Origin of the sequence: Clostridium tyrobutyricum, assembly GCF_019144085.1 — a bacterium.
GTDB lineage: Bacteria > Bacillota > Clostridia > Clostridiales > Clostridiaceae > Clostridium_B > Clostridium_B tyrobutyricum_A.
In genome coordinates, this window is the sequence record NZ_JAHHUY010000006.1 from 131,872 (window position 1) to 144,414 (window position 12,543).

11 protein-coding genes are annotated in these 12,543 nt (G+C 27.8%); 8 read left to right on the plus strand and 3 right to left on the minus strand.

Features of this window, described 5'->3' with window-relative positions; genetic code table 11:
• The first annotated feature begins 4 nt into the window (after nt 1-4).
• The 5 genes from KM800_RS04550 to KM800_RS04570 all read left to right on the plus strand — a co-directional run bounded on the left by KM800_RS04550 (nt 5) and on the right by KM800_RS04570 (nt 9,141).
• Nucleotides 5-1,546, plus strand: coding sequence for a flagellin (locus KM800_RS04550; RefSeq protein WP_217811989.1), 1,542 nt, complete (start codon nt 5-7; stop codon nt 1,544-1,546).
• A 747-nt stretch (nt 1,547-2,293) separates the two neighbouring features.
• Complete coding sequence (locus KM800_RS04555) at nt 2,294-5,743, plus strand: VPA1262 family N-terminal domain-containing protein (protein WP_217811990.1); 3,450 nt, start codon at nt 2,294-2,296, stop codon at nt 5,741-5,743.
• Nucleotides 5,740-6,945, plus strand: a complete 1,206-nt coding sequence (locus tag KM800_RS04560; protein WP_217811991.1) for a hypothetical protein — start codon at nt 5,740-5,742, stop codon at nt 6,943-6,945. The genes KM800_RS04555 and KM800_RS04560 overlap by 4 nt, the downstream gene beginning before the upstream one ends.
• A 457-nt stretch (nt 6,946-7,402) precedes the next feature.
• The gene (locus KM800_RS04565; protein WP_217811992.1) at nt 7,403-8,767 is read left to right on the plus strand and encodes a hypothetical protein; all 1,365 of its coding nucleotides are present in this window, start codon (nt 7,403-7,405) and stop codon (nt 8,765-8,767) included.
• Nucleotides 8,768-8,913: 146 nt separating this feature from the next.
• Nucleotides 8,914-9,141, plus strand: a complete 228-nt coding sequence (locus KM800_RS04570; protein WP_217811993.1) for a hypothetical protein — start codon at nt 8,914-8,916, stop codon at nt 9,139-9,141.
• On the opposite strand, the gene KM800_RS04575 is transcribed toward KM800_RS04570, so the two are convergent.
• Both KM800_RS04575 and KM800_RS04580 read right to left on the minus strand, forming a co-directional pair.
• The gene (locus KM800_RS04575) at nt 9,142-9,393 is read right to left on the minus strand and encodes a hypothetical protein (RefSeq protein WP_217811994.1); all 252 of its coding nucleotides are present in this window, start codon (nt 9,391-9,393) and stop codon (nt 9,142-9,144) included. It abuts the gene before it with no gap.
• An 84-nt stretch (nt 9,394-9,477) separates the two neighbouring features.
• On the minus strand, nt 9,478-10,008 hold the full coding sequence (locus KM800_RS04580) for a hypothetical protein (protein WP_217811995.1): 531 nt from the start codon (nt 10,006-10,008) through the stop codon (nt 9,478-9,480).
• Between the two features lie 188 nt (nt 10,009-10,196).
• Here KM800_RS04580 and KM800_RS04585 point away from each other — a divergent pair, with 188 nt between their 5' ends.
• Nucleotides 10,197-10,568 carry an HAD family hydrolase gene (locus KM800_RS04585; RefSeq protein WP_217811996.1) on the plus strand — a complete coding sequence of 124 codons (372 nt, stop codon included), beginning with the start codon at nt 10,197-10,199 and terminating at the stop codon, nt 10,566-10,568.
• Nucleotides 10,569-10,659: 91 nt separating this feature from the next.
• Entirely contained in the window at nt 10,660-10,917 is a 258-nt protein-coding gene (locus KM800_RS04590) for a DUF7662 domain-containing protein (RefSeq protein WP_217811997.1), read from the plus strand.
• A gap of 16 nt (nt 10,918-10,933) precedes the next feature.
• Here KM800_RS04590 and KM800_RS04595 read toward each other — a convergent pair whose 3' ends face one another.
• Nucleotides 10,934-11,209 carry a hypothetical protein gene (locus tag KM800_RS04595; RefSeq protein WP_217811998.1) on the minus strand — a complete coding sequence of 92 codons (276 nt, stop codon included), beginning with the start codon at nt 11,207-11,209 and terminating at the stop codon, nt 10,934-10,936.
• A 171-nt stretch (nt 11,210-11,380) separates the two neighbouring features.
• Between KM800_RS04595 and KM800_RS04600 the strand changes: the two genes are divergently transcribed.
• Entirely contained in the window at nt 11,381-12,424 is a 1,044-nt protein-coding gene (locus KM800_RS04600) for an Rpn family recombination-promoting nuclease/putative transposase (RefSeq protein ID WP_217811999.1), read from the plus strand.
• Nucleotides 12,425-12,543: the final 119 nt, after the last annotated feature.

The window sequence follows — 12,543 nt, forward strand, 5'->3', positions numbered from 1 at the left end:
AACTATGATAATAAATCACAATCTTATGGCAAACAATGCATTAAGAAATATGAACATCAATTCAAACAATGCATCAAAGGCAATGGAAAAACTTTCTTCAGGTCTTAGAATAAACAGAGCTGGAGATGACGCAGCAGGACTTGCAATATCAGAAAAAATGAGAGGTCAGATAAATGGATTAAACCAGGCATCAAGCAACTCACAGGATGGTATATCCCTCATACAGACTGCTGAAGGTGCATTAAATGAAACTAGTGCTATACTTCAAAGAATGAGAACACTTGCAGTTCAATCAGCTACTGATACTAATACAGATGATGATAGAGGCCAAATTCAAAAGGAAATATCACAGCTGACTCAAGAAGTTGATAGAATTGCTAATACTACTGAATTTAATACTAAAAAATTATTAGATGGTACTTTATCTGATAAAGTAGCAGGAAAAAACGAGATACTTCAAGGTCAGGCAAGTATGACATCTCCTATTACTAATGATGCAAAAATAGTTGCAGTAACTGGTGCATTTTCTGATGGATTAGAGGGTTCTCACCAGATAACACTTCAGCAAAGTCATGGTTCTGTTGATTCAACAATAGGCAAAACTTTAACAACTACAACAAAATTATCTGAATTAGGAATTACTAATTTAGGTGCATTCACAGTAAATGGTGACTCAACTGCTGTAGGAGTAAGTACGACATCAACCGGTTCTGCATTAACAACAGAGAGCACTATTGGAGACTTAATAGATGCAATTAATACTACATCAGGTACAAATGCAAAAGCGGAATTGGTTGATGGAAAATTAGAGGTAACATCAACAACTGGTGATGCACAAATAGAATTAAAAGATGCTGGTGATTCTGATATAATTAATCAACTTTTTGGAACAGATACAAAAACTAGTACAAATGCTGCTGCTACAAATGCAGATATACAAGATATATTTACATCTGCAGATGGAAAGACAACTACAACTAAAACTTACCATGGAGCTAATGTTTTAGCTGCTGATACTGGTATAACTTTTAATGGAATTACTTTAAAAGATGATGGTACTAATGATAAAGTAATTAATAAATCAATTACAGTAGAGTCTCTTGCTCATAGAAATGCTGTTGCTGAAAAATCAACAGATACTTCACTTGTTTATCAAATAGGTGCAAATGAAGGACAATCCATGAATGTTGATATTAATGCTATGGATGCTAAAACACTTAACCTAGAAGATGCTTCAGGTAATGCAATAGATGTTACAACTGCTAAGAAAGCAAGCAGTGCAATAACAACTATAAATGATGCTTTACAGTCAGTTTCTTCAGAAAGAGCAAAATTAGGTGCATTCCAGAACAGATTGGAACATACTATAAACAATCTTGGAACTTCATCAGAAAACTTGACTTCTGCTGAATCAAGAATTAGAGATGTTGATATGGCATCAGAGATGTCTGAGTACTCAAAGAATAATATTCTTTCTCAGGCTGCTCAAGCAATGTTGGCTCAAGCCAATACTCAACCACAACAGGTTTTACAACTACTTAGGTAGTGACCACCCCAGGGGTTATGAACAAATTGTGAATGAGTATTTATAGGGTCTCTTGAAGAGTAATCTTCAAGTATATTGGGTGAATTGCTGGAACTTCCTTAAGCTGTTTCTCTAAAGCGAAGTCTGAAAGGACATGTGTTATAGATTGAAAAGCAAACAGATTGGATAATCAGCAGCCAAGCTCCTGTGCCGAAAGGCTGGAGAAGGTTCAACGACTAGAATAAACCACCTAAGCAGGTTAGTTACAAAAATTTGTATGGTGATGAAATTCGTAGGGATGAGGTTTCCCGAAGTGCCCAACCCCAGAATATAGAAAAGTGCAAAGAATAAAGTACATATATTTCTATACTGGGTGAAGATATAGTCTGGCAGTGATTGAAGGGTCATTGGTGAAACGCAAGCAAATCAGCAACCTCAACAGGTTCTTCAGTTATTGAGATAATTGAGAATCTAAATATTTGATTTAGTTATTCGAGTTTACTCTACTGACGTAAGGATGCGGAGTTTCTTATGAAGAATAGTTAATTGAATAGAATGTTTTATACTTTAAGAGAGGACTAATCATTGTGATTGGTTCTCTCTTTTTATTTGTGATTTTTTTAAAAGTTAGTAGATATTCATATATATGTTATAAATTTCAAGCAATAATTCTTTAAAAAGAAGTGTTTTATATTAACATAAATGAATATGAATAAAAAATATAATGCACTTATATTATACAAGCATATTATGTGAGGAGATTTAAATATGAATTACTATGTGAGAGTTTATTTAATTAAAAATATAAATGGTGAGTATGCTATTTTATATGGATATGCAATTGAAATAGAAAGAAGTGAAAAAAGTTGGAGTAAATCTAATTATAAAAAGACACCCATAAAAATTATAAGCTGTGTAGTAAATGAGGATAATCTAAATAAATTAATTTTAAAACTTCAAAAGAAAAAACTAAATTTAAAAATTAAAGATAAGGATATTAAAATTTTAGGAGGATTGATAAAAAGACCAACAGTTATTATCCCTCCAAAAGAATCACATATAGATAAATCTACATCTATAATTAACACAGTTAGTATAGTTGATAGTTATTGGAATATAGATAAAGTAGATTTGATAGAATTAATAAAAATATTATCAAAAAGTAGTAATGAAAAAGAATTTAGAAAATTTTTTAATATACTATTAGATGGATTATTAGATGAAACTGGAATGAATTTTAAAGAAGAAGCAGTATCTAAGTTAGGTAACTTTGAAGTTTATAATTTGTTGTTATCTAATGAGTATTTTGATATATATGTGGATAAAACGAGCAAAGGGAAAGTATGTCATATAAAAAAATGTAAAGAAATAGAATATGAATTGATAACTCGTTGTAAATTAAAGAATGGAAAAGAATGTATTTTAGATACAATAAAAGAATTTAGAGAAGATGAAAAAGAGTTAATATTTAAAGCGAAGCAATCAATAGAAAATGTTGAAATAGAAATGTGGAAAAAGGAAACTAGAGAATTGGTATATGTGTATAGCACATCTATTATTAGATATGTTAGTGTAGGAATGAAAATCCAGGGAAAAAATCTATTAATTAGAGATCCATGGAGTGATGAATTACGTAATAGCTATTCAAAAGGTAAAAATCAAATTGACAAAATAGAGCAAGTTAGTTTATATAGTTCTGATAAAATAAATATATGTGGAAACAAAGATGAAGATGTATGGGATGATGTAGCATCAGAAGCAGAGAAATTAGTATTTAGATATTCTAATAAAAGCATTAAAGGGTGCTTTATAGAAATTTCTACAAGTAAGATGGGGGAGATTGAAAGTTTTGTTAAATTAAGAAAGTATCTTAATGAAAATGATTTGAATCGTGTAGTTATAGTTGATCCATATTTTTCTGTTAAAGCTGCCTCTAAGTTACTTGCTAGAATTGAAAATACTTCTATGATACTAGAAATTATAACTAGCTTGAGTGAAATAGATCCTGATAGTAATAAAAGTAATCCGAATATAATTCCAGAAGTGAAAAATTTTTTAGAAAAAAATTACAGTATTATACATCGGAAGTTAAAAGTAGTTAATATTACTAGTGGAAAAAAACAGGCTTTTCATGATAGATATCTAATAAGATTTTTTAATAATGGGGATATAGATGGATTTTTACTAAGTAATTCAATAAATTCAATGGGACAAAGATTTCCTTTTGTTATTGCCCCGATGGAAAGTGAAGTTGTTTTTCAAGTATGGCAATATTTAAAAGAAACAAAGAACAATAAAAAATATGATATTGAGGAGTTATGGAATTATTCTATGAGTAAAACATCATATCCAATAATAGAAGATAAAAATGTATCCGAGGAGAAAGAATATATTATTGGTGAAATGATAAAAATTAGCGGATATGAAGAATTACTAGTAAAGTATACAAAAGAAAATGACTTAAGTATAGAGAGATTTTTACAACAAAATGATGTGAATGTATTATTAAATAACTTTATGAATAAATACAAAAATCATACCAATAAGGCTAATAAAAAAGAATTACTTAAGTTTATGGGAAAATTATTATATTATACTACGGAAATTAGGTATATTAATATATGTAATAAATTTAAAGAAAGTGAGATTAATATTACTGAAATAGGTAATCTAATTAAAGAATTAGCAGAAGAATCTGAAAATCAGGATGTAAGTTTTGACATTAATGACGATAGATATATTTATAGTAAGTTTTTACAAAAGTGTAATGAATGGGATAATAGTATTGATGCAATAGAATATTCAAGGGGTGTATTTAGAAATATTAGACCAATATATGGTTCAAGTACTGATTTTCACATGTATTATTTGTATAAAATAATTTTACATTTTAATCCAGAAAAAATTGAGGCTATAATTAAGGAAACGAGGTCACCATTGGCTTATAGTGAGATGATAGAATTCATGATGTTAAATTGGAATGAAGCCTTATATTTAAGTATGTTAAATTCTAAAATAAAAACATTTAAGGAAACTGCATATGCTTGGATATGGCAGAAAGTTAAAGATATAAAAGAGAAAAGTAATAAAGAGATTTTTATAGACAATGCAATTGCGATAAGTTCTGACGTTAAATATGAAATTATAGCATACTTAGTATCATGTTTAACGTATTCCATAAAATATTATAAAGTGGATTATAAAGAACTAAAATATAAGTATATTAAAGAATTAGCTGAGGAATTAAATAAATTGAAACTTAATAAAGAACAAGTTAGAATATTGGCATATATACTTAATAATAGACAGGATGCGGAAAGTGCCCTTGACATGTTAACTATATGTGAGCATATTACTTCAAATAATTTTGTTAAAAGCGGTTTATTGTCAGAAATTATAAATAAACTAACAATGAAATTAAATGTAGAAAAAGTGAATTACTTTTACGAAACAGATAGAAAGTTTACTTGTTATTCTGCAAAAGCAGTATTAGAATTAAATAATGGAAAGATTACGGAAGAAATTTTCAAGCAGTTTGTAAATAAGAAAGATTTTTTTACATTTTCAATACCATATTTAAAGGATAGAAATTATTCAAAGTGGTATGATTCAGGGTTAAAATCTATGTGGAGATTATTGTTTCTATCTGATTTAATAAATAACTTAAAACCTAAGAATAAAGAGATATTTGCAAAGTATGTAGTTGAAGTATTTTCTGAATTTTTGGAACCACAAATATGGCAGTGGGATGACAGAAAACATATGTTATTAGAGTTTATTACATATGTTGGAATGTGGTTAAAAGATGGAGTAATAGAAAATAGTTTTTTAGATGATATTTCTTTCTTAAAAAGTTTGCCAAATTGGGCAAAAATATTGATTGATTTACTATATATAGATGTAAATTCAATTTATAAAATTCAAGATTTAATTTACAATACTATAGAGATTAATTCATTAGATGATAATAGGGTTGTAATAGAATCTATAGGTGAATTTATTGTGTACAGAAAACTTATAGAAAGAGATAAAAATATAAAGGAAAAATTAAATAGCATAAAAGATTATTTTATTAATAACTGGATGAAAGGTAATGAGGATTATGCAAATTATCTTAGATGGCTAGAAAAAGGAGATATGTCTAATGATACATTGAGATGGAAAAATCGTGGAACAGGTTATAAGTTTATTTTAGTTTACAGGGAGGGGAAAATATGAGTAGTATTAATAGTACCCTTGTTGAGTATTTAGAAGGAAAGAATGGAGGTGATATTCAAAAGTATTTTAGTGAAAATCTAAAAGGAATGTTAAATTCACAAAAATCAATTTTATATGGTTTAGATAATAGAATTATAAAAAATAGTAATATTGTGCGCAACGAAGTAGCAACTTTTACACAAAAAGCTTGTTTAGACTTAAATATACCATTTTCTTCAGAAATATTAAAGTTATTAGATGATGTAGAAGGCACTGGAATCATGGGAAGTAGTTATAGAGATCATTATTTGCATACAGTTTTAGTGTTTATATTGGGGTGCTATATTGTTGATCAATGTGATTTATTAAAAAAATATTTTTCAGATAAAGACCTGTGGGAAAAGAAATTTATAAAAATATGGTATATCACAGCAATTTATCATGACTTTTCATATTTTGTTATGGAGACAGATGATGGTTTTAAAAATAGAAGATTAAAAATGTTAAATGATTTTGTCCTTTTAAAAAAGGAACTTCCTAGTGAAAGTGAAATAAAAGATTATGATACTTTGTTTTGGGAGTATATTCTTTGGCATGGGGAACAAAATGAAATAAAACTTAATAGAACATTTCGATTTATTCAAGAATTTGCTTATAAAAATTGGGAAAATCTTGAGTTCTATAATGGAAATATAAAAAATATTGAAACGTTTAAAGGTAAAGAAATATTTAAATATATTGTAGGCACAAAAAGAATGACAGAATTAGGATTTAATAAGGATATTAAAAGTTATTATAAAGAAAAATTAGATCATGGAATAGTAAGTGCATTATTACTTAAAAAGTTTTTGATACTTAGTGATGAATTTTTGAAACAAAACAATATAGAATGTAAGCAATTAGGAATAGATGAAATGGGATATGAATTTGATGAAGATATGTCTTTAGCATTGGAAGCTATTGCTCTACATAATATAAGACCTAAGGAAAAATATATAAGAATGAAAATAGACATTAAAAATCCATATGCATGGTTGCTTGCTTTGTGTGATGGTCTGCAATGTTGGGACAGGTCATATTTTGGAACTAAAAGGAGGGGGAAAAAACCATTGCTTTCATGTGCAATTGATATAAGATTTGATAGGGTAAAGTCTAAATTCTTGTGGATTTCTAATGATAATAATTTACCACACATATCTGTAGAATGTGATGGAAATCTGTAATTGAAGATGATATATGTAAGTTATTAAGAATACAAGATGTAGAAAAAATTATGGAGCCTGAAAAAATATAGTGGTATATGCTTTCAAATTAGTGGAAGTTTAGCCTCAAAATTTCAATTAGCAAGTTCGAACAGGCTCTTATGAGGATTAGTCTATGTGCTAAACAATTGCAAAACTTTTGAATTAGCTCAAAAAGGTTATTTCTCAAAACGGAAAAACCAAAATCTATATAAATTAGTTGTCACATTTATTGGTGACCACTCTGTAATAGTAGTTTTAATATTTTAGACTAAAGTTAAATATTGTAATAAAAATTGGAAATTTATTTCAGAGTATTTTTAAACTTTCTATATTATTCTAATATGATGTGCCTTAATAAATAGAAAACTAAGGAATACTATAGAAAATAATAACAGGTAAATACATAGTAAGTATAGTAGTGATAAGGGGTATATTGATGTCATGTATTGAAAAAATAATTAATGCAGAAAATATAAAAGAAAATAGTATAAGTGAGAGTATTAAAAATTTATTTTCGAATAAAGACGATATTAGGTCAAATTATAGTACGCTTGATAAAGCATATACATTTAATTATAAAGATAAAATTAGAGACAAATTAACTCAATTATCTATAAAAGTTTATTTAAGTGATGATAGCAATAAGCTAATAAAAATTCAAGTTGAGTCATATGATAAAAGTATATCAGAAATAGATTTGGATTATTATTATTTTAAGGAAATTTACCAACAATTTACTGAGGGATTGATACATCCTAATGAAAAAAAATATACAGTAAGAGTATATTACAGTATTTTACATAATACTGGATTTAAGGGAGAATACATAGTATCTTGGAAAAGTAAAATTAAATTTAAACCTCTTTTTAATGAAAAGCAGAAAAATACTCTAGTTAAAAGAATTATAGCCTTTGATTGTGAAGTAAAAGCGGTTTCATTGTCTAATGCTAGAAGTAAAGCAATGAATAGAGTTAAAGATTTTACAGCATATTTATCAGTACTTATAAATATAGGTTTCATTGATATTAATTCTAAGGTTTCACATTATATAAGGCAAGATGGTGAAAAATATATCTGTGAACTTCAAAGAAATGCTTTTTTTGACGAAGAGTGTAATCTTATGGTAATAGATAATATGAATGGATTAAGTCATAAATCTTATTATAAATATGTTAAAGTTCCATCATATTTTTCAGTGAGTACCTTTAAAGATGAAACATTAGACATTTCTTCAAGTTATATTAAGAATAATTCTTTTAGAACAAATACTAATATGGAAAAACTTTTTTTAAATCATAAAATTGAAAAAAGTAAAGTTGAAAATAATTATGCTGAGAATATATTAGATAAAAACTTTGATAGTTTTGATTTACGAATTCCTAAACAAATCAGAAAATATTTTAGAGGAATATTAGACTTATCAACAAAACAGGGAGAGTATTTTAGAAATAGTTGTAGGTTATATAATATTTCTCAAACATGTGGTATATATGAACCTACACTTATGATGGCATATATGGTATCTTCTGTTGAATGTTTAGCAAAAAGTGAGAAAATTAGTTTTTCAAAATTTATGGAAAGATATTTAGATAAAGAATATAATAAAGATTTTTGTGACTTCTTATACGGAAATCTTCGCTCAGGTCATTTCCATTCTGGAGATATGTTCTTTAATGAGTATAATGTAGATTTAGATATTACATTAAACAGAGATTTTCAAAATATATTAGATACTTATAATAATGGAAAATATTATTTAAGAAAAGCAATTATTGCATGGATAAAACATAACATATTATAATAAGTTTGAGAAGACTCTAACTATGGGGCTATTAAAACATGGTGAAAATGTAAAGATATAATCTAAGTAAGATTACTCTATTTTATAGAAAGTATTTTTTATAAAATAATAAATTTATAAAATAATAAATAAGGAAGTTATAGGGTATGAATCAAAAAGAACAATTAAATCAGGAACTCCAGTGGGTAAAATATAGAATACATATATTGGATATAATTAATGAAAAACTTCTCTTAATGAGAAATATAGCAGATAAGGCTAGAGCCTCTAATCTCAGTACAATGGAAATCCAAGAACTAAATTATAAAATCAACAGTCTGGCAATTCAAGTTAAGGCTCTGGATGAGGAAAGTAAAAGAATTGATAGAAGATAATTAAATTTTATTTTGAATCTTTAATCTTCTAACTTTATCTACTATTCCCCAGTAGCTTCTTCCTAAAATGGTTGCAATTTCTTTATCGGTATTGCCAATCTGCTTTGACTTTATGATAAAATTTTCTTCATCTTTGGAATAGTTATTTTCTGTTATATTTTCAGACCAACTATTTATATTCTTATAACCTTCATCTGTCAATTCCAGCCTTTTATTTTCAAATCTTTCTTTAAGGTTAATTTTATAGTGCATGCATGGTATTGCTTTTATAAATGGACTTACAGTATTTATAAGCTTTACTATATCATTTCTTTTATTTATTTCCAGTAGAAAATGTTATCCATCTTTTCGTTCTTTTAATTTTGTATTTACATTAAATATTTTACTGATGTGATTTTGTAATATGATATTTTCATCTTTTGAAAAATTGAGAGTGTAAATGGATATTCTCGGGAAAATATATATGGAACCGTTTTTCCTTTTACTTGAATCTATAACCAATGAGCCATCATCCATATAAAGACATGCTAATCCTATGGGATGATCTAGAAGAATTATATTTTCAGGTGTAATTATCTTTTCTCTGTTTTTATAAAATAAATTGTAGAGATCAGTATAGATTTTATTGCTGGGAGAACGGAGTTGAGGATTTTTACAGGTTGTAAGCAGTTTGAAGTCAAGATTTTTAAGCTGTTCTGCTTTCCATCTTCTATAAGGCACTTGTTTTGTACATCCATGTTCTCTGTAATATGCATTTTTACTTCTTCCATAAAGTGCAAGGCTGCCATCTCCAAGTAAGCTTCCTATTATTATGTTTCTTTCTATGTTGGTAATATTGTATGTTTTGGTGTTTTGGGTAAAGGGCATGAATATTCTCCTGTTTTTTAATATATATTTATTATTTACTAAAGTATAATTAAAATGTTCCGATTATTATAACAAAAAATATAGTTATATAGTATATATTTTAAAATAGGGGTGTAGCTAAATGGCCTGCTCAAGCAATAAATTATACAAACAAAACTCAATTCCTATTTAGAATTGAAAAGGGAATATTGGATGTAAATGATACAGGAGTTAATGAATATTTTAAACCAGAAGATATAAGAGTTCCGTTTAGAAATATTATATACATAGGAGATAGTGATACAGATATTCCATGTATGAAATTAGTTAATACAAATGGAGGCCATTCTATTGGTGTGTTTGATCCAGATAAAAAGTGTAAAGATAAAGTTTATAGTATGATGAGAGCAAATAGAATTAAATATTTTGCACCAGCTGATTATAGAGAAAATTCTCAATTGGATGCTTTGGTAAAGTCAATAATAGACAAGACTGTAACTTATGAAACTCTTGAAAAATATTATGAGGAAAATAAGCGAGAAATGGAAGATTATTTGACAATTGATCCCCATAGATTATAGTTTATAGAAATTATTTATTAAAATGATATAGATTAGAAAGAAAATTAAATGCATCTACCATTGAGTATAAAAGCCAAAAGGAGGAATTATAATGGCAAAAGGTGATAAATACATTGGTTTGAAGAAATATTTACAGAGTTCAATAACTCCTATAGTTACGTTGTCATTTAATGATATTGAACAAATTATAGGAGATAAATTGCCAAAGTCAGCTTATGATCATGCTGAGGTATGGTGGTCGAATGATCATACTCATTCACAATCAATAGCTTGGATAGATTCAGGATATGAGACTGATTATGTAACTGATACATACAAAGATGAAAAAATTATTTTTGTAAAATGCTAAAAATCTTAAAACAAAATTAGCACTTGTTCGATTGATTCCTAAATATGTATATAAAACTTTTCAAATCATTAAGAATCTTAAAAATTCTTCTGTTAAGGTAATGTCCTGTGTCAAAAAGCTTAATCTCATTATTATAAAATGTAACACGAAGTGTATGACTATCATACACTTCAGTTTTAGTTGCTTTAAAAATAGTCATAATAATTCCTTCTACTTTATTTTTAATATAATCTTCAGGATCACAATTATATATCTTTATTATAACATCTTCAAATCCAGATAATTCACCCATAGTAGACTCATTTTTGATTCAAATTTAATACTATATAAAAATATATTTTGCTATGGAGTATAATAGAATATTCTGATAAAATAAAGATAGAAAATATAAAATTCGTGTATAAGAACACATGTTCTGGTAAATGCTAATAATACAGTAAAATATTATTAGGAGGAAGATGGTATGCCAGAGGAAAGAGTTCACCACGAACATGATGTAGGTTACAAATATATATTTTCTCACAAGGAGACATTTCTGGAACTGCTTCGAAGCTTTGTAAAAAAGGATTGGGTGAATCTGATAAAAAGTGAAGATCTAATGCTTATGGATAAATCCTATATACTTGAAGATTTCAGTGAAGAGGAATCGGACATTGTCTATAAAGTAAATATATGCGGGCAGGATGTAATATTCTATATTCTACTGGAATTTCAATCCAGAGTGGATTACAGAATGCCAATGAGACTGCTTTTTTATATAGTGGAGCTGTGGAGGGAAAGGCTGAAGAATACTGCCAAAAAAGATATACGAAACAAGAATTTTAAACTTCCAGCAGTTGTGCCTATGGTACTCTATAATGGAAAAAACAAATGGACTGCCAGCAGAAATTTCAAGGATATATTAGGCAGTAATGAATTATTCGGTGAAAATATAATAGACTTCAGATATATACTATTTGATGTTTACAGATACGATGAAAGTCAACTTGAGAAAATGGCAAATATGGTGTCTACAGTATTTTTACTGGATAAGGAAATAAGCAGGGAAGACCTTATGAAAAGATTGAGGATTACAGCTTATGTACTGAAGAAAATAACGCCAGAACAATTTGATACACTAAAGATGTGGTTAAAAAGCATAATGAAGCCAAGATTAGACACAGAATCCAAGATAAAGGTAGAAGAAATATTAGAAAATTCTAATCAAGGGGAGGTGGATATTATGGTATCCAATTTAGGTAAAAGTATAGACAACATAATAAGGGAAGGCAGAAAGACAGGAATGGAAGAAGGCAGAAAGGAAGGCATAAAAGCAGGTAGAAAAGAAGGTATAAAAGTAGGTAAATCAGAATTGATTATTAAAATCCTTGCTAAGAAATTTATCAAACTGCCTGATAGTTATGTTAACAGGATAACTGATTTATCAGATGAAACTTTGGATAAAATTGCTGTGGATATATTAGATATGGAAAAAGTAGAAGAATTGGAGAGATATTTTAAAGATTGAATTTAGAGATGGTTATAAAAGCAGGATAGTACTGGCCTGCTTTTAATAAGCTCTATTGGCTCTTCAGTGGCAACCTCGGGGGAAGCTGAGGACAGTTGCAGCAGTCTATAGTATAATTG